Source organism: Pseudomonas sp. Leaf127, assembly GCF_001423155.1.
Lineage (GTDB): Bacteria > Pseudomonadota > Gammaproteobacteria > Pseudomonadales > Pseudomonadaceae > Aquipseudomonas > Aquipseudomonas ovata.
The window spans coordinates 14,972-32,705 of record NZ_LMOA01000020.1; the positions used below are offsets into that span (position 1 = coordinate 14,972).

Below are 17,734 nucleotides of genomic sequence, written 5' to 3' on the forward strand. Positions count from 1 at the left end.
ATACCCGAGGTAGGAGCGCGCTTGCCCGCGACCGGCTGCGTAGCAGTCGTAAAATTGCAGCCGTGCCACAAATTTTGAGTGTGTCAGCAGCCGTAAATTTGCAGCCGTGCCACAAATTTTGAGTGTATTAGCAGACTTAAATGTTCAGCGTTTCCGAGATCTTGCGAGCGCTACGCACTCGGTCGCGGCATTCCGGCAAGCGCGCTCACAGCTCTCAGCACCGCCCCACTCTTCATGACGGAGCCCCACCATGCACACCCCGCACTACATCAACGGCCATTGGCAAGCAGGCGAGGGCGGTGACGTCCTGGTTGTGCACGATCCTGCGCTGGGCCAGCCCTTCGCCGAGCGGGTCGCCGCCAGCCCCGCCCAGGTCGACCAGGCCGTGGCCGCCGCCCGTGCCGCGCTCCCGGTCTGGAAAACCACACCCGTGGCCGAGCGTGCGGACGTGCTGCGTAACGTGGCCGAGCACCTCGTGCAACGCCGCGATGCCCTTGTCGCCCTGCAGATGCGCAACAACGGCAAGCCCCGCCATGAGGCCGAGCTGGACGTTGACGATGCCGTGGCCACCTTTAGCTATTACGCCGACCTGATCGAAACCCAACCCACCCACCGCGACGTCGAACTGGCCGCCCCCGGTTTTACCTCGCGCACCCGGCTGGAGCCTGTCGGCGTGGTCGGTCTGATCGTGCCGTGGAATTTTCCGCTGGTCACCAGCGCCTGGAAACTGGCCCCGGCCTTGGCCGCCGGATGCACCGTGGTGCTCAAACCCTCGGAAATCACCCCGCTGATCGAACAGGCCTACGGCGAAATCGCCGATGTACTGGGCCTACCGGCGGGCGTGCTGAACATCGTCAACGGCAAGGCCGAAACCGGCGCGGCGCTGAGCAATCACCCCGGCCTGGACAAGCTGTCGTTCACCGGCAGCAACGGCGTCGGCAGCCAGGTGATGCGCAGCGCCGCCGCCTATTGCCGGCCGGTCACCCTGGAGCTGGGCGGCAAGTCGGCCTTCATCGTGTTCGACGACTGCGACCCCGACCAGGCCGTGGAGTGGATCGTCGCCGGCATTTGCTGGAACGCCGGGCAAATGTGCTCGGCCACCTCACGCCTGCTGATCCAGGACGGCATCGCCGACGTATTGATCCCGCGCCTGCAGGCTGCTTTCACCGCGCTGCGGGTCGGTAATCCATTGGCAGCAGAGGTCGACATGGGCCCACTGACCAGCCAGGCGCAATGGCACAAGGTGCGCGAGTATTTCGCTATCGCGCAACAAGAGGGCCTGCACTGCCAGGCCGGCGCAGAGGTACTGGAGGGGCCGGGCTGGTTCGTCAGCCCGACCCTGTACACCGACGTACCGGACAGCAGCCGCTTGTGGCAGGAAGAAATCTTCGGCCCGGTGCTGTGCACACAGCGCTTCGACACCGAACAACAAGCCATCGCCAAGGCCAACGACAGCCGCTTCGGCCTGGTCGCCACCGTCGCCAGCACCGACCTGCACCGCGCCGAACGCGTCGCCGATGCACTGGAAGTGGGGCATGTGTGGATCAACTCGATCCAGGCGGTGTTCGTCGAAACCTCGTGGGGCGGCAGCAAAGGCAGCGGGATCGGCCGGGAGCTGGGGCCGTGGGGGCTGGCGGCGTATCAGGCGGTCAAGCATGTGACGCGGTGTACCGACAGTAAGACGCCTCTGTAGGCGATCACCTGCCGTCTTGGCTGCACGCCAAGGCGGAGCGCTGCACACTCGGTCGTCGCTGGCACTACTTGCAAGGCCTGAAGCTCTGTTTCAGTCGCTACGATGTCGGTATCGATCAGGTCATTAAGCAAACTGGCTTGCTCTCGCGACGCTTGGCAAACTTCAAGGGCTTGAGCTACGCGGTATCGACAACTTCAGTATTTGGCTGAAATGAGTAATAGACGGGCTGGATCTGGCTATCTGGATCCAGAAGTAAGTCGTTAAACTATTCGCTGAAAAAACAGAGCGAAGGGCATTTAACCAAGGCAGCGGTTCTTGATCTCGAAGATGACCCTGGCGTTATCTTCACTGTCCTGTCACTCCTCGTGCACGGTGCGGCGTTGACCCGTATATGCAAGCTTTTCGTTTGACGTTTCAGGAGAGGTCCCGATGCCCCGAGTATTCAAGTTGATTACGTCCGTACCCATTCCTTCAAGGTCTGGTCTCACTCACCTTTACACGTCGATGCACCTGGCGGACGCTTTTGCAATCCGGCTCCCTCCGGGCACATCCCGTAGTCCAGAATTACTGGCTCGATTCATCCTGTCTCACCGGCCGGCCTGGGTTGGGTGGCTCATAAAAGTTCGAGACACTGTCGTTGCGTGCTTGGGTCTCAAGACAGCCAAACATTTGGGATCGCTTGCCAATCGGATTGGAGTGTTCAACGTTTACAGCACGAACCCGACTGAAATCCTGCTAGGAGAGGATGACAAACATCTCGACTTCCGGATATCGGTCCTATGTACTGAAGCGCCAGAAGGCAGTAACCAACTCGTGTTTTCAACGGTGGTCCACTGCCATAACGCTATAGGCCGGGCTTATATCTTCATTATTTCCCCATTTCACCGCTTGATTGTTAAGGCCAGTCTCCTCCGTGCAGCGCGCGTCGGTTGGCCCCTGGCTATTGTCCCCAAGGACAATCAGACTGGCGAAGTGAAATGACTGAGTATGCAGTCAAGCAGCCCTGGAAAGCGTGTTTCAAGATCGTCCTTTCGAAGAGCGTTCATGTGGGTTGCACCAACGCTGCGTGTGCGCATCAATCCCGCATCACGGAGGACTCGGAAATGGTGAGAGGCGCTTGATTTAGGTCGACCGCCATCTAGCTCGCCGCAGGTCGCTTCATTCACATCGGCAAGATGACGAATAATGTCCATTCGTACAGGATCGCTTAAAGCATAAAGAATACGCTCAAGCATAAACTCCTTGGCTTCCGGGTGTTTGAACGCTTTCATGAAAAACAACCTATAGGTAATATTTATAAACTGCGTGTCTGCTGAAGGCAATTGTCATCGATGATGAAGCTAGGTTGGAAGACTCTAAGATTAGGCTCGGCCCCGCCTGCATCGCATGGGCAAATCGGCTCTGTCAGTAATTCAATGACAGGTGATCTGTTAAATACTATGGGTTTGCGACAGGGGGTGATGCTTGGCTGTCTGATGACGGGCAACTTCTATTTGAAGGTATCAAGATTCTCAAGGAGCCAAGCGGACAGCGAGCGCGGTGGTTTGCCGATCAAGTCTTCCACGGTAAAGGTTCGTTCCACCAATATAGAGTCATGGAAAATGCGATCAAGTCCCAAAAGAAGATCAGCGACAAAGGGGGAGAGTCCGGCTGTAATTAATGCAGCCTGTTGTGCAGCGGGAGACTGATTGGTATAGGTGACTGTATAGCCTAACAGGCCGGATAATGCCTCGGCAACTTGCGGCATTGTCCAGTTCCGAGCCCCCGTCAAGTGATAGGCACGTTTCGAGTCTTCTGCCACCTCTTCCAGTAATGCGATACGTGCCGCGTCCGCTACATCCCGAGTGTCTATCAGGTTCACACGTCCATTGCCTGCGGCACCGGCCCAAGTGCCTGTCGCAACAGCGTTGCCTGCACGCTTGAGCACGTCCATGAACGTTGTAGGTCTCAGGACGGTAGAGGCGATAGGTTGTTGACCCAGATGTGCCTCTATCACTGAATGCCAGGCAAATGGATTGATAGCGGTCGATGGCCCCATCACCGAAAGTTTTACGATGTGCTGCACGCCCGTTTCTACGGCCGCGTCAACGAGGGCAATCTCGTTGGCGACTTGTTGTGGTGAAGTTCCGTGAGCGATGAACAGTTTATCTACACCAACGAGTGCTTTTCTGAGCGTTGACGGCTGATCAAAATCTAATTCAGCAGAAACCACCTCGTACGGGAAGGTCGCGGAGGATTTTCGACGTGTGAGCGCCAGTAGGGTGACCGGGTCCTGCGCTAACTGACTGATTAATCGCCTTCCTACACGGCCTGTGGCGCCGGCAACGGCGATGCTGAGTGGTGGCGTCTGATTAGTCGATTGATTGAGCATGACAAAATCTTCCTATACATTGGAACGATCAGTCCAGGTATAGTGGACTGATCGTTCCAGGTTGTCAAAGGGGGATTTATGAGCGGTAAACCGCAATATGATGAGGGTGCAGTCCTGAAAGCGGCGACAAATGTTTTCTGGCGTCACGGGTATGCCAATGCGTCGATTAGCGATCTGACCGAGGCAACGGGTTTGTCTCGGTCAAGCCTGTACCAGCGGTTCCATGATAAAGATGGACTCTTCAACGAATCTCTTCAGCTGTATACCGGCCGCGTATTGGCGCGAATGAAATCGACCCGAGCGCCAGGTTCCAAAGCGAGCATAGAGGCACTTTTACGTGAGTTTCTTCCGAGGGAATCTGACGTAAAGCGCCCCGCTGGTTGCCTCATCGCTCGCAGTAACGCTGAGCATGAAGACCTCACTGCTGCTGGAAAGAGAGCCGCAAACACTGCGGCTTGCCTGCAGCGGCAGATTTTTCTAGAGATTTTGAGCCATGGGCAGTCAGAGGGTGAGATTGGGGAGAGCGTTGACCTGGATCCGCTGGCTTGGTATTACTTCGGCGTATTACAGGCCGTTGTAAGTCTGCCTTCAGTCGGCGCTGATAGCCAGACACTTGCCCGCCTAATTGATCTTGCCCTGTTGGCGTGGCCTCAGGATTGTATATAAAAATCTGTATATACTAGAAGGCTCTGGATTTGTCGTGTGGTGGCGCACAGTGAAGAATAAGTACGCTGCCATTTTTAAAATAGGCCAGTGCATTTCAAGGTGCCAGCCATCATCCTGGGTCTGTTTGGGGTGCGCAATCACGATCAATTAATTAAGTGTATGACGCAGGGCGCATAATATTATTGAGCGAAAAATTTAATCGCTGCTCTTTCGACGCTAAGAAACAGTTCAGCGTTTGGGTATTTTTCTTTCATGTGCTTTTGGAATTCTGTGCGTGTATTTGATTTTGAAAGTGCTTCTTCAAATACCAAAAGATAGTGCGTTGTGAAATTGATCGCGCTGTAGGCGTCCAGTTCTTTGTTTGGAAAGCTGTGCCCTGGAATGATAATATTGGGGTTTAACTTTGCAAGCGCGTCAAGATTTTTAATCCAGTTTTTTCGGGTCTCATAAGTTGTTTCCACAGTGTAGACGTGCATTTCGTCATACGCCATGTCGCTCACTATCGCTACGCGCTCATTAGGAAACCAAAGATAGGAATTCTCATCTGTGTCTCCTTGAAGATGTTTGTGAATCTCAATGTTCGTATCTTCAAACCTGAGTTGGCTGCTGTCATACTGGGTGATAGGGACTTCGCGCGTGGCTGCCGTTGACCCAAAGATGCTTTGCCATTTTTCAAGTTTATCTTTGTAGACTTCATTTATGCGGTTCGCCACCTTGGAATTAGCTAGAACCTCGACCTGTGGAAAAGCATCCTTGAAGACCTCCAATCCTAGGAAATGGTCGGCGTGCTCGTGAGTGATATAAATGGTCTTAAGATTTTTTTTGAGTGATCGTATTCGCTCAAGAACCTTAAGTGCGTTCGCTCGAGTCAGTTGTGCATCAATGAGTAGGAGTTCGTTGGATCCTTCAACAATCACTGAATTGCCAAAAAAACCATCCTCCTCTGAGGTGAATACATGAAATGTAAGGTTGGGAAATTTGGCTGATTGGTTGGCGGAAGCATTTTCCATACTGAACAGGAGGGCGCAAATGAATAACAGTTTTTCAATGGCTATTATTTTTTTCATGTGTATTACGCCTTCGGTTGTATAAAAGCTTCGATTGAAAACAATCCTGGAACGATCGGTTCTGGATGTCAAGGGCTTGTCACATTGATGGTCCCGTTTGTCTGGGAGGCTGACGTTTTCGACGCTTGACGCGAAGGGAACCTCTGCCGCAAACCTGGACGATGCTAGAAGGAAGCATGAGACTTTTTAATCCAGAACCGAGCGAAGGTCGATGTGTAACCGCTAAGCTTCAAGGCATGAAGTTGTTGCGCGCACATGGAGGTGGATGCACGCTTCAGCGTGGTGTGGGCCAACCACTTTTTTGGGCTGTGTTTGTAGAGATCACTACGCTGACCGGGGAGGCCCCGATCAGCATGTACGCTCACCTTCGACCGCTTTAACTTCGGCGGAGGTGAGTACGCCTTCAACGAAAAGCGCACCCAGGTAGGCGTTTGGTACAAAAAATTGTTCTGCATCTACTCACGGCAAAAAAAGCGGAGTTATACCCAGTCTGACGACGCCAAGGAAAAATCGGGCAACGGCTCCCGATTTCAACTTCGCCGCGGTCGGCCTGCCGAGCCTGACCCTCATAATGCCTGTCGATCCTCTCCTTTACTAAGTGGGCGGCGTCAGGCATATCGCTACTTTTCTAAAGCGCTTTGGTGTCTAGGGCTTCGGGTTCAATAATTTTTGCGCCAGCGTCAAAGCCTCATTTTCAGTCGCTGTCATCATCATGGGGTAGCCCCAAAATTTTTCATAAATAGTTGTGAACGCCTTGCTCGCTATACGTTTGGTGAGACTTGACTCGATTTGAATTGAGGCTTTCACATACTTCTTGAGCAGATTTTTATGGCGCTTCATCCACAAAGCCATTTGTTTCATTTCGTCTGGTGTATGTTCTGGTTGCTTCTTACCCAGGCCTTCGTTGCTTAAGAGGACGAAGGCTTCATTGCGTGCAAGCAAGTCTTCGAATTCGGCAAGCGACTTCTCTTGCGTATCGTCCAGCGTGTTTTTTTGCAGCCAAACGAACGGGAATTGGGTGGCATCTATATGCATCTTTAGAGTCCTTCGATGAGTCGCCAAACCACTGTGATGTCCTGCGGTTTCAGGATACCCTGTGAGCGAGTCGGCGTAATTGCACAGGTCGGCCACACTATTGTTCGAATCAGCCAGTTTTGTTACTGGCCTAGGAAAGGGCGCACGGTAGCTATGGCGAGCATTGCTAACGAAGGTACGGTTACCCGGTGGGATGTCGATAGCATTTCTCGGCCCGTGGTTGCGCTAAGCGCTTCGATGGTCAGCAAGAACTGGGAGCAAGCGAGTCATCAACATCGTAAGGCGCAATTGCTTTATTCCGTGCGCGGTGTTCTCAATTGTGAAGTTGAAGATGGCGTCTGGATCGTTCCACCGCACAGTGCCGTATGGATACCCGGTGGTTTGCCACATGCGACACGTGGATCGGGGGAAACAGAATGTTACTGCCTATTTGTCGAACCGGACGCAGCCCCTGATCTTCCACGAGTGTGCTGCACGATTGGAGTATCTCCGCTGTTGCGTGAATTGCTGCTAAAGGCGGCGGGTTTTTTGGAAGACACGGCCTCTAGCGCGCGCGAAGACCGCCTGATCGCAACGTTATTGGACGAACTGTCGGCAGCTCCCTTGCAGGACCTGCATTTGCCACTGCCCCGCGACAGGCGTTTGCGCAGGCTCGCTGAAATGCTCTTGGCCGACCCTGCGGTTAAGATACCGGTGCATGATTGGGCCTCTCGCATAGGCATGAGTGAGCGCAGTATGAGTCGGCTTTTGCTGCAGGAAATAGGGATGAGCTTTGGGCGTTGGCGTCGGCAGTTGCATGTGATTCTATCATTGCAACGCATGATCAAAGGGGAGAGCGTGCAAGCGGTTGCATTGGAACTCGGCTATGAAGGTCCTAGTGGCTTTATCACCATGTTCCGCAAAACCGTAGGTAAGCCTCCTGTACAATATCTATCCACCCGCTCAAATAGTCTTGCTGCGCATGACTCTTTGCATGTGCCTGCGATCCTGCTGCCTGAGGACGTCAGTACGCGATCCGCGAGAAGTTGAGCGCAACTTCTGTTTCCAGTTTTTTAAACTACAACGTTCATTGCGCCTCTGTATCCCGGTGCTCGAAACATTCACAGATTCACCAACAGCGCTGCTCGCTCTTTTGTGCGCGGTACAGTGCCTCTATGCTGGTCTGCGATCACCTCTCCCATGGTGATTACGCTCAATCCCTCCCCGAAACAGCCTCGCCGTAAATATTGGCTGAACTGAAAGATAATCTGGCCAGCCCTCGCTATCGGGTAATGACTAACTGTTGCTAGATTGCGCGGGAGCGAATGCTAATCAGTTCCACTTGAGATTTATTCTTCGGTTGTTTTCCCCGGTCTGATTCCGGTTGAGTAGTCGGTCTTCAAATCCGCTTCTCGATGGTCGGCCGTCGTCTGTTTTTTCTTGATAAGGAATGGCTAATGTCGAGTTCGTTGACTTACTGCTGTGGAAGGAGCCACTGCGTGCCTAAGCGTCTGATAAACAAACCAGCTGCTGCAGCGCTGCTTGTGTTTTTAGGGGGGGCGAGTGGTGTGATGGCGAAGGAGAGCGTCGACGCTGATGAGAGCACTTCGTCTCAGGAGGTGATGGTCCTCCCATCGCTGACGATAAGCGGAACAGGAACATCCGATGCCACTACCACGGAAGGGACAGGACTTTACACCACTGGCCGGACCACCGCCGCGACTCGCTTGCCGCTAACGCTGCGGGAGACGCCGCAATCAGTTTCCGTGGTAACACGTCAGCGCATGGACGATCAAAAACTAGATTCGGTTCAGGGGGTGCTGGAGAACACCACTGGAATCTCGATTTACCAGTCAGACAGCCAACGCACGAGTTTCTATTCCCGGGGCTTTCTGATCGACAACATCCAGTATGACGGCGTACCGGCCGTCATCGGCGACGTTGTCAACGGTAGCGGTATCAGTGATCTGGAAACCGCATTTTACGACCGTGTCGAGATAGTGCGCGGCGCTAACGGTCTTCTTACCGGCACAGGCAATCCTTCTGCCGCAGTCAACCTGGTCCGCAAAAGACCAACGTCAGAGTTCTCGACGTCCACATCCATAAGCGCTGGATCGTGGGACACTTTTCGAGAAATGGGGGATATTTCCGGACCGTTGACAACAGACGGTCGTGTCCGGGCACGTGGGGTGGGGGTCAATAACGATGGCCATTCTTACCTCGATGGCTATCAATCACAAAAGCAAGCGTTCTACGGGATCATTGAGGCAGATCTCACCGACGATACCACCCTCGATATAGGGTACGACTATCAGAACAGTTCCCCAAAGCGACCGACTTGGGGCGGAACTCCCCTGTGGTTCAGCAATGGTTCAGAGGCACAATGGTCGCGCTCCAAATCTGTGGCAGCGGACTGGAACCGCTGGGACAGTACCCGCAAGAGTGCTTTTGCCGAGCTGGAACACCGATTTGATAACGGTTGGAAAGTTAACGCTGTCATGAATCAGTACCGTACCCAGTATGACACCCAGCTAATGGGCAGTTCGGGTACACCCGACCAGGAATCTGGATTAGGCACTTTTCCCAATGGCGCTTATCCGGTTGCGTTGGCCGGCGAAGGTAAAAGCCGTCAAACCACCTTTGATGTGATGGCGAATGGTCCTTTTGATTTAATGGGGCGCCAGCATGACCTGGTAGTGGGCGGGATGAGTTCTCGATACACCTCGAATAAAGACGATGTCAGCCCCTTTTTTGCAGGGTTTACACCCAGCAATATCTACGATTGGAACAGCCATTTCCCCAAGCCTGACTTTGACGCAATGACGTCAATACCGACCAACACCGAGGTTAAGCAGAGCGGCTTCTATAGCACAGCGAGATTCTCTTTGGCCGATCCATTGACGTTAATCGTCGGTGGGCGCTTCAACCGTTACGAGATTGACGAGACCGCAGGCGGGACACCGTTCAATTATAAGAAGAGTCATGAGTTTACGCCTTATGCAGGTTTGATATACGACATTAACAGTGCCTATTCCGTCTATGTCAGCTATACCGGCATCTATAATCCGCAAACATCCTTCCGAGACAGCCACGGTAACGTCCTCACGCCGACAGAAGGGAAGACCAAAGAGATTGGTATCAAGGCTGAATACCTGGACGGGCGACTGGGGGCCTCTGTCGCATTGTTTGATACCGAACTGGACAATGCCGCACAACGGGATGGCAGCCTTCTTACGCCAAGCGGTGCGCAAGCTTATAAAGGTGTTGATGGCACCAAATCCCGTGGAATCGAATTCGACATACAGGGGGAGGTTGCTGCCAATTGGAACATCTACGCCGGCGTTGCCGCTTTCACAGCCAAAGATGCGAACGACGCCAGGCTTAACGCACAGGTGCCACGCACTACCGCTCAGATGTTCACGACGTACAAATTCCCCGGAATGCTGGAGAAACTTACGCTTGGCGGAGGCGTCAGATGGCAAAGCCGCTTCTTGAGCAGCAGTACCAGCACGCGGGTAGCCGAGCAAGATCCTTATGCGTTGACGTCACTGATGGCGCGTTATGAACTGACAAATAGCATGGACGTGTCAATCAATGTCAATAATGTGTTTGATAAAAAATACGCAACGCAGAAAGGGGATTTCGACACTGTGAGTTATGGTGCACCGCGTCACACGCTCATGACATTGAACTACAAACTCTAGCTCGTCCGTGTCGGCGTGCCGTCACTGGCGCGCCTGAGGAATTTGACAGCCACTATGAATATCGCAAAAAACCTGACCCTGCGGCCTTCCGCGCAGTGCAAAGATCCCCACCGCGTTGCCGGTGTCGATACGAAGTCCGCTGCTTCCAGATATGTAGCACTGGCCATCGCTGTATCGCTAAGCGGGCTGGCCACAATTGCCTCGGCAGCGCCTCAATCCCAGACGTGTGAAACACCACCGGACGGGATAATGTTCATCACACAAGACTGCATCGATCCGCAGTTTGATCGTCCAGTAATAGATAGCCAGGAAGATTTGAAAAGCCCTGTTCTGACGCACCGCGTTTCCGGGCACTTCGAAGGCACCGATGTTAAATTCAGCTTTTTTTTCCCGCCGAAAGCCCAATGGAAGGGGCGTTTTTTCCACAAGGTATATCCCTTGGGCGATGGTAGCGTTCCGGACCACTTGATCAAATTTGGTGCCGACAGCGGTGCCTATACCGTGGACACTGTTTCGCCCTCTGGCTACCGCGCCAACGCAGCCGCTGCAAAGTTCTCGAAAGTGGTCGCTGGCGAATACTATCGATTGCCTGTTTCTCAGATCCACGGCTATATCTACGGTGGAAGCGGTGGTTCTTATCTGACTGTCGCTGCAGTCGAGAACTCGACGGGGGTATGGGATGGAGCCGTGCCTTTCGTCATCGGTGTGCCGACATCCATTCCAACCAATTTCTTTGTGCGTGCTTTCGCGCGCCTTGTACTCGAAGACAAAGCGCCACACATTGCCGACGCTATGCGCCCGGGTGGCAGCGGCGATCCTTTTGCAGGACTTGACGCCACTGAGGCCGCGGTTCTTGCGGAAGTCACGGCACTGGGGGTACCCCTGCGCGGGTGGGATAATTACGCCTACATACTGGGTCTCAACGACCCGCAGGGTTTACTCGGGTTTGCCAGTACGGTCAAAGGCATTGATCCCGGCTACGCCACTGACTTCTGGAACAAACCTGGCTACCTCGGTACCGAGCCATCTGCTCTGGGCAATCTTGTACGAAGGGCGAAGATTGACCGCGTAGTGTCGGTTCAAAAGATAGATCGTGACTCAGATGGCAAGCCTTTACGCTTGCACTTGGCGGGGCTGCCACACTTCAAAAACAGCGCTTGGTTTGACTTTACTGTCGAAGGCGCAGAGGAAGGCAACCGAAAATTGCTTGGGTCGTTAGAGGCTGAGCACGGGGTTATTACGCTGTCCGCCCAAAATGAAGCTGATACGCTCAACGTCCTGCAAAATGGGACCAGGGTTCGTGTCGACAATCGCTGGGCAATTGCGCTGACCTCCTACCATCGGCATCAGGTGCCGGCTTCTGGTGGATTTACTGCGTGGGATCAGTTTCGCAATGCAAACGGTTCACCGCGCTACCCGCAACGCCCCCAGGACGTAGGCTCGATAATCAGCGCCGGTGTCAGCGGAGGCGGTAGCTTTACCGGCAAGATAAACAGCAAGATGATAGTGATCGCCAACGCACTTGATGTCGATGCCTACCCTTGGGATGCCGACTGGTATGGCCGACGATTGAAGGCAGAAGCGGGCAATCAGTACGACGCGAAGGTGCGAATCTGGTTAAACGACAACGCAGACCATCTGGATGGCAGTGTTGTTGCTTCGGGCTCGACTGATAATCAATTTGTGAGACTCATCGATTACAACGGCATCCTCGAACAAGCCGTCAGGGATGTAAGCGCTTGGGCTGAAAACGGTATAGCGCCCCCTCGCTCCACTCAGTATGCGCTCAATAATGGCCAGGTCTCATTACCTGTAGAGGCGCCAGTAAGGCAAGGCATCCAGCCTGTCGTGAAGCTCACGTCCAGGCGTGGTGAGAGAGTCATTGCCAAGGTCGGGCAGCCCATCACGCTTCTTGGTGATATTTCAGTCCCGCCATCTGCTGGCAAAATTGTCAAAACAGAATGGAGTCAAACGGGTAACGATGATTTTTCAGACGCGCCACTTCCTCACCAGCCGTCAGAGACGCTCGCTGTACACAAGACATTCGTCTACTCGAAACCTGGCACCTACTATCCCGTGCTCCGTGTGACATCCCAGCGAGAGGGGGACAGCACGACGGAGTTTGCGCGGATCGGCAATCTGGCAAGAGTGCGCGTGATCGTGAAGTAGCAACAAGAGCTTCGTAGCGGCGCCGGGACCGGGTATCGGACAGATTTTTATCCTGTATCCATCCCGAAATGCACGAATACCAGCGGCGGCAAGCCTGTTCACCAGGTCCAGATTGCCGCCACTGGTTTTCAGGCCACCCGTGAGGGTTTGCTATTCAGATTCGTCCCGCACGGTTTAAACGATGCCCGTGAGGTAAAAGACGGCGATCACAAAGGCGACTGCAAGTGTCTTGATTAAAGTGATCGCAAATATACCGCCATAGGCCTGGCGGTGCGTCAGGCCAGTGACTGCCAACAAGGTAATAACGGCGCCATTGTGGGGCAGGGTGTCCATGCCGCCACTGGCCATAGACGCCACACGATGCAGCACTTCCAATGGAATGCCGGCTGCATTGGCTGAGGCAATGAAGCTGTCGGCCATCGCCGCCAGAGCAATACTCATACCCCCAGATGCCGAGCCGGTGATACCTGCAAGCAAGGTGACGCTAACCGCTTCATTGACCAGTGGATCAGGGATGGTTTGGAGCGCCTGAGAGAGCAAAACGAAGCCGGGCAACGCTGCGATAACCGCACCAAACCCATACTCGGACGCGGTGTTCAGCGAGGCCAGCATTGCCCCGGCCACAGCGGTTCTACTGCCTTCGGCCAGCTTGTTTCTTATGCTGCGGAAACCTAAAACTCCAACGACGACAATGCCTGACAGCAATGCGGCCTCTACCGCCCAGATACCCGTAATCTTGGCGATTTCAGTTTGTATGGGTGCGCTTAATCCCGGCAGTGTCAAGCTGTGACTGGCGCCGTACCACTGGGGAATCCAGCGAGTGAAAAAGAAATTCAGAACGCCGACCAGAACCAATGGCAACAACGCTATCAGCGGATGAGCCAGGGTAATGTCTTCTGGCGTATCCGGCTCATTACGCAGCTCGGCAGTGTCGCCATAACCCTCACCTGCACGCTGGGTGCGCCGGCGCCACAATTCCAGAAATGCCAGGCCGACCACGACCACAAAGATCGAGCCGATCAATCCCAACCACGGAGCAGCCCAAGCGGTAGTCTTGAAGAAACTGGTGGGAATAATATTCTGGATCTGCGGCGTGCCGGGTAGCGCATCCATTGTGAACGAGAACGCACCGAGGGCGATTGTTGCCGGCATTAGCCTTTTGGGAATGCCGACTTGGCGAAACATCTCGGCGGCGAACGGGTAAACTGCGAACACCACTACAAATAGTGAAACCCCTCCATAGGTCATCAACGCGCACACGGCCACAATGACCGGAATCGCCTGTTTGCGCCCTAGCAGTCGAATGGCAGCAGCAACAATTGAACGGGAAAACCCCGACAGCTCGATCAATTTACCGAACACGGCACCGAGCAGAAAAACCGGAAAGTAGAGTTTGATGAAGCCGACCATCTTGTCCATGAACAGACCCGTGAAGGCCGGCGCCACGGCGCTCGGATCGGTCAGCAGGACTGCGCCAAGCGCGGCGATCGGGGCGAAGAGGATAACGCTGTAGCCACGGTATGCGGCGAGCATCAACATACCAAGAGCCGCGAGGGCAATCAGGATACTCATGAAATCTCCAGTTGCTGGCTCATTGGCCAGCGATTGTTGTTGTTTTATGAATTCGGCCTTAAGCCACTGGTGTCGCGTGCGGTATGCAATCGGTTAGCGAGTACTTGTTTGGAAACATGTTTCTGCTCAGTCGATTCAGGGTTTGAGCGCAAACCGCAACTGGTGCCCGCGCCGACTCAGCAACCGTTCGTTGCGCGCCTTATCCCAGCGATAGAACCCTTGACCGCTGCGCAGGCCGGTATGGCCCGCCGCCACTTTTTCCTTGAGCAGTTCAATGACGTCGGTACCTTGTGCCAATTGCGGCATCAGGTGAGTCGATATGTCTACGAAGGTGTCCAGCCCGGCCATATCGGCCGCCTCTAGTGGGCCAACCATGCCGTAGCGGCGCCCTAGTGAGGCCCGCATGACCCGATCCACTGTGTCGGCATCGGCGATACCACTCTGGACGATATGCAGCGCTTCTCTCAGCAGGGCAAATTGAAGACGATTTCCAATAAAGCCGGGTGCCGCTTTCTCCAGTACGACAGCTTCCAAATCCATGGCCTCGAGCATCCCACGCACTTTTTCGACAAGGTACGGATCGGTGGCAGTACCGGGAACCAATTCCACTAGCGGAATAAAATGCGGAGGATTCCAGAAGTGTGCGATGAACAGCCGCTCCGGGTGCTCCAGACCCTCTGCGAGACTGTCCGGCGGAAAACCACTGGTATTGCTGGCGAACACGCAGTCAGGTCTGACGATGCCTTCCAGCTCCCGATAAAGGGACTGTTTTAGCGGCAGGCGCTCGGGTACAGCCTCGATGAGTAGATCCACATCTGCCAATGCAGTCAGCGTGCTGACCGGTATCAGGCGTGACAACGTCACGTCCCGGTCAGCTTCGTCAAATTGGTCGGCGGTAACCAGTTCGCTGAGGATCACGCCAGCGACCTTCGGAATCTCCGCCAGCCGCTCAAGTTGTGGGTCGTATAGCCTCACCTGCAATCCGTGACGTGCAAGGTGTAGCGCGATTCCAACCCCCATGAGGCCAGCTCCCAAAATGGCAGTGGACGCGAAAGCGGTGGTGGTGGAAGTGTCCATATTATTGATTCCTTATTCATGCGCCAATGGTAGCGCTACGTGCTGACTGCCAATGATGATCGGCGTGTAAAGACGCTCCGCGCATCACGGCGGATTATCCGTGCGTAGACAGCGCCTGATGCCCTGATCAATAGCATTATCGATGATGTTTGTTCTGTGGGCTTCGCACTAAAATTCGTTCGCGGCGGGTCGAAACTAAAACGCCCGCCTTAATCGCTATCAGTTCAATCCCGAAACGATGGAGGCCCTGTTGATTAAGCGATTAAAGAATATTCTGTGCGTGCGGGTGCCTTTGAAGTTGATCTCGGCGATGAATGTTTCACGGCTACCGGAGACGTTGAAACCCTCGTCGGGCGCGACTCCATTTTGACGTGCGGACACGGCTTCTAAATAGCCGCTGGCGCGCTTATCCAAATCAGTCATGTCCTTGCTACGCTCCTTTTCACGAGGGACCGCGAAACCCTCAGGCCCCCGAGTATGGGCGTGGGAAATTGATCTGTTAATTTTGTTTTTCTTATGCATTGATTTGCAAAACGAATAAATGATTCATCAAAAGACGCAGGCCCTTGATTCATTGAGGCGATTCTCTGCCCTGGCAAATTATCCAGTCGCAGAAAAGCGTTGATTTGATAAAAGATCGCAATGAGGCATCAAAGGGGATCAGCGTTGCCAACCTTTACGAGGTATCCGCTATAACCCTGGGTGCTAATGTATTGGTAGTAGGGTTAGGGATACCGCCGCTAATCCGAAGAAATAAGGCAGCACAGACGGGCAGTGGCAACGAGTGACTAAAAATCACTCTGCCAGGTTGACTTGTGCGGCCTCGTCAAATTTCAACCGGGCAGCTTCAACATCAGGCAATTTATCAACCGTCCATTTATGCAATTCGCGAAATGGCTGCTGAAGTGTGCGTCCCAGTGCGGTGATCTCATATTGGACCGCCACAGGCGAGAACGAGATGATCTGGCGCAAGACTAGACCATTTCGTTCTAGCCGCCGTAGGGACTGTGTGAGTGCTTTCTGGGTGACGCCCTCCAAGCGGCGTCTAATAGCGTTAAAGCGATGTGGCCCGTCATCAAGCACGGCCAGAACCATCATTGACCACTTATCAGCAATCTGGTCGAACAGGGCTCGACTTGGACATTGTGACGAAAAGCATTGCGGCTCTAATTCCAGCATTGAAGTGTCCTCATGTATACCTAGGCTACGCTTGGTGCCTAATTGACCATTAGGTTTATAAAATATACTTATATGGCTTCCAAAAGCAAAGGAAGTCCATCCCATGTCGACACTTGATGCCAGCGTTTTATTTCGTCCTCTTTCCATCGGGTCGCTTGATCTGAAGAATCGGATCGTGATGGCCCCTATGACCAGGCAATTTTCGCCTGATGGCATTCCTGGCGAAGGGAGCGCTGCATATTACCGGCGCAGGGCTGAGGGGCGAGTTGGGTTGATTTTGTCAGAAGGCACTGTCGTTGATCGGCCCGCTTCACGTAATGGTCCCGGCATTCCTTTTTTTCATGGTGAGGCAGCGCTAGCCGGATGGAAGAACGTGATTGATTCGGTTCACCGTGCTGGTGGTCGTATGGGGCCGCAAATCTGGCACACCGGCGCAGTGCGAGACGTCAGCGGCTGGGAGCCTGATGCATCCGTCGAAAGCCCATCCGGCCTCGATTCGCCAAATGAACCGCGCGGCGTGGTGATGAGTGAAAAGGACATCGCAGACGCCGTTGCTGCGTTCGCAAAGGCGGCGGCAGATGCCAAACTCTTGGGATTCGACACCGTCGAGATTCATGGGGCGCATGGTTATTTGATCGATCAGTTCTTCTGGGCAGGGACCAACCAGCGCACTGATCGTTACGGGGGACCGACGATCAAAGAACGCTCCCGATTTGCCGCTGACATCGTGTCCGCCGTTCGTCAGGCAGTCGGGCCCGAATTTCCAATCATCATGCGCGTCAGCCAATGGAAACAGCAGGACTTTGGCGTGCGCCTCGCTGAGACGCCTGCACTGATGGAGCACTGGCTGCTACCGTTGGTCGAGGCGGGTGTTGATGTTCTGCATTGCTCGCAGCGGCGCTTCTGGGACCCTGAGTTTCCCGAAATTGATGGTGAGAACGGGCTTAACTGCGCGGGCTGGGCAAAGAAAGTTACGGGGGCTACAACCATTAGTGTGGGTTCAGTAGGGCTGGATAATGATGTTACTCACGCATTCGCCGGCAAAGGATCCATCCCGGCGAGCCTGGATCGGCTTGTTGAGCGTATGGAGCGCGAAGAGTTTGATCTGATCGCAGTAGGGCGCGTTCTGCTGAGCGACAAAGATTGGGTCGCTAAAGTGGAAAAAGGTGATTACGCAGACCTTAAGGGCTTCAATCCGGCATCTTTAGCTGAATTGGTTTGA

At 54.0% G+C, this 17,734-nt stretch carries 15 protein-coding genes; 7 read left to right on the forward strand and 8 right to left on the reverse strand.

All coding sequences use genetic code 11. The features are described 5' to 3' along the window. The first annotated feature begins 250 nt into the window (after nt 1-250). Both ASF84_RS10720 and ASF84_RS10725 read left to right on the forward strand, forming a co-directional pair. Nucleotides 251-1,693, forward strand: coding sequence for an aldehyde dehydrogenase family protein (locus tag ASF84_RS10720; protein WP_056838082.1), 1,443 nt, complete (start codon nt 251-253; stop codon nt 1,691-1,693). A gap of 429 nt (nt 1,694-2,122) precedes the next feature. Continuing rightward, nucleotides 2,123-2,674, forward strand: a complete 552-nt coding sequence (locus tag ASF84_RS10725; RefSeq protein WP_056838084.1) for a DUF2867 domain-containing protein — start codon at nt 2,123-2,125, stop codon at nt 2,672-2,674. Here ASF84_RS10725 and ASF84_RS28465 read toward each other — a convergent pair. After that, nucleotides 2,653-2,964, reverse strand: coding sequence for an ArsR/SmtB family transcription factor (locus ASF84_RS28465; protein ID WP_082481553.1), 312 nt, complete (start codon nt 2,962-2,964; stop codon nt 2,653-2,655). The two genes, ASF84_RS10725 and ASF84_RS28465, sit on opposite strands and share 22 nt — an antisense overlap. A gap of 218 nt (nt 2,965-3,182) precedes the next feature. Further along, complete coding sequence (locus ASF84_RS10730; RefSeq protein ID WP_056838086.1) at nt 3,183-4,064, reverse strand: NmrA family NAD(P)-binding protein; 882 nt, start codon at nt 4,062-4,064, stop codon at nt 3,183-3,185. Nucleotides 4,065-4,142: 78 nt separating this feature from the next. Here ASF84_RS10730 and ASF84_RS10735 point away from each other — a divergent pair, with 78 nt between their 5' ends. Further along, nucleotides 4,143-4,730 carry a TetR/AcrR family transcriptional regulator gene (locus tag ASF84_RS10735; RefSeq protein ID WP_056838088.1) on the forward strand — a complete coding sequence of 196 codons (588 nt, stop codon included), beginning with the start codon at nt 4,143-4,145 and terminating at the stop codon, nt 4,728-4,730. Between the two features lie 179 nt (nt 4,731-4,909). Here ASF84_RS10735 and ASF84_RS10740 read toward each other — a convergent pair whose 3' ends face one another. Next, nucleotides 4,910-5,797, reverse strand: coding sequence for an MBL fold metallo-hydrolase (locus ASF84_RS10740; RefSeq protein WP_056838090.1), 888 nt, complete (start codon nt 5,795-5,797; stop codon nt 4,910-4,912). A gap of 645 nt (nt 5,798-6,442) precedes the next feature. Beyond that, the gene (locus ASF84_RS10745; RefSeq protein ID WP_056838092.1) at nt 6,443-6,832 is read right to left on the reverse strand and encodes a hypothetical protein; all 390 of its coding nucleotides are present in this window, start codon (nt 6,830-6,832) and stop codon (nt 6,443-6,445) included. A gap of 153 nt (nt 6,833-6,985) precedes the next feature. Here ASF84_RS10745 and ASF84_RS10750 point away from each other — a divergent pair, with 153 nt between their 5' ends. From ASF84_RS10750 to ASF84_RS10760, 3 genes are all read left to right on the forward strand, one after another. Then, entirely contained in the window at nt 6,986-7,861 is an 876-nt protein-coding gene (locus ASF84_RS10750; RefSeq protein WP_056838093.1) for an AraC family transcriptional regulator, read from the forward strand. Nucleotides 7,862-8,310: 449 nt separating this feature from the next. After that, nucleotides 8,311-10,515 (forward strand): TonB-dependent siderophore receptor, encoded by a 2,205-nt coding sequence (locus tag ASF84_RS10755; RefSeq protein ID WP_236709414.1) that lies wholly within the window; start codon nt 8,311-8,313, stop codon nt 10,513-10,515. 54 nt (nt 10,516-10,569) lie between these two features. Beyond that, nucleotides 10,570-12,684: a Tat pathway signal sequence domain protein gene (locus ASF84_RS10760; RefSeq protein ID WP_236709415.1), complete on the forward strand. Its 2,115-nt coding sequence runs from the start codon at nt 10,570-10,572 to the stop codon at nt 12,682-12,684. Between the two features lie 174 nt (nt 12,685-12,858). On the opposite strand, the gene ASF84_RS10765 is transcribed toward ASF84_RS10760, so the two are convergent. The 4 genes from ASF84_RS10765 to ASF84_RS10780 form a co-directional block, all read right to left on the reverse strand. Further along, entirely contained in the window at nt 12,859-14,256 is a 1,398-nt protein-coding gene (locus tag ASF84_RS10765) for a GntP family permease (RefSeq protein WP_056838096.1), read from the reverse strand. Nucleotides 14,257-14,391: 135 nt separating this feature from the next. Then, nucleotides 14,392-15,333: a 3-hydroxyacyl-CoA dehydrogenase family protein gene (locus ASF84_RS10770; RefSeq protein ID WP_082481527.1), complete on the reverse strand. Its 942-nt coding sequence runs from the start codon at nt 15,331-15,333 to the stop codon at nt 14,392-14,394. Nucleotides 15,334-15,552: 219 nt separating this feature from the next. Then, complete coding sequence (locus tag ASF84_RS10775; RefSeq protein WP_056838098.1) at nt 15,553-15,756, reverse strand: hypothetical protein; 204 nt, start codon at nt 15,754-15,756, stop codon at nt 15,553-15,555. 372 nt (nt 15,757-16,128) lie between these two features. Beyond that, on the reverse strand, nt 16,129-16,512 hold the full coding sequence (locus ASF84_RS10780; protein ID WP_056838100.1) for a winged helix-turn-helix transcriptional regulator: 384 nt from the start codon (nt 16,510-16,512) through the stop codon (nt 16,129-16,131). A 103-nt stretch (nt 16,513-16,615) separates the two neighbouring features. Between ASF84_RS10780 and ASF84_RS10785 the strand changes: the two genes are divergently transcribed. Next, nucleotides 16,616-17,734 (forward strand): NADH:flavin oxidoreductase, encoded by a 1,119-nt coding sequence (locus tag ASF84_RS10785; protein ID WP_056838102.1) that lies wholly within the window; start codon nt 16,616-16,618, stop codon nt 17,732-17,734.

Coding starts and splice junctions, on each gene's coding strand:
- ASF84_RS10720 (WP_056838082.1), top strand. CDS start 251: ATGCACACCCCGCACTACATCAACGGCCATTGGCAAGCAGGCGAGGGC.
- ASF84_RS10725 (WP_056838084.1), top strand. CDS start 2,123: ATGCCCCGAGTATTCAAGTTGATTACGTCCGTACCCATTCCTTCAAGG.
- ASF84_RS28465 (WP_082481553.1), bottom strand. CDS start 2,964: ATGAAAGCGTTCAAACACCCGGAAGCCAAGGAGTTTATGCTTGAGCGT.
- ASF84_RS10730 (WP_056838086.1), bottom strand. CDS start 4,064: ATGCTCAATCAATCGACTAATCAGACGCCACCACTCAGCATCGCCGTT.
- ASF84_RS10735 (WP_056838088.1), top strand. CDS start 4,143: ATGAGCGGTAAACCGCAATATGATGAGGGTGCAGTCCTGAAAGCGGCG.
- ASF84_RS10740 (WP_056838090.1), bottom strand. CDS start 5,797: ATGAAAAAAATAATAGCCATTGAAAAACTGTTATTCATTTGCGCCCTC.
- ASF84_RS10745 (WP_056838092.1), bottom strand. CDS start 6,832: ATGCATATAGATGCCACCCAATTCCCGTTCGTTTGGCTGCAAAAAAAC.
- ASF84_RS10750 (WP_056838093.1), top strand. CDS start 6,986: ATGGCGAGCATTGCTAACGAAGGTACGGTTACCCGGTGGGATGTCGAT.
- ASF84_RS10760 (WP_236709415.1), top strand. CDS start 10,570: ATGAATATCGCAAAAAACCTGACCCTGCGGCCTTCCGCGCAGTGCAAA.
- ASF84_RS10765 (WP_056838096.1), bottom strand. CDS start 14,256: ATGAGTATCCTGATTGCCCTCGCGGCTCTTGGTATGTTGATGCTCGCC.
- ASF84_RS10770 (WP_082481527.1), bottom strand. CDS start 15,333: ATGGACACTTCCACCACCACCGCTTTCGCGTCCACTGCCATTTTGGGA.
- ASF84_RS10775 (WP_056838098.1), bottom strand. CDS start 15,756: ATGACTGATTTGGATAAGCGCGCCAGCGGCTATTTAGAAGCCGTGTCC.
- ASF84_RS10780 (WP_056838100.1), bottom strand. CDS start 16,512: ATGCTGGAATTAGAGCCGCAATGCTTTTCGTCACAATGTCCAAGTCGA.
- ASF84_RS10785 (WP_056838102.1), top strand. CDS start 16,616: ATGTCGACACTTGATGCCAGCGTTTTATTTCGTCCTCTTTCCATCGGG.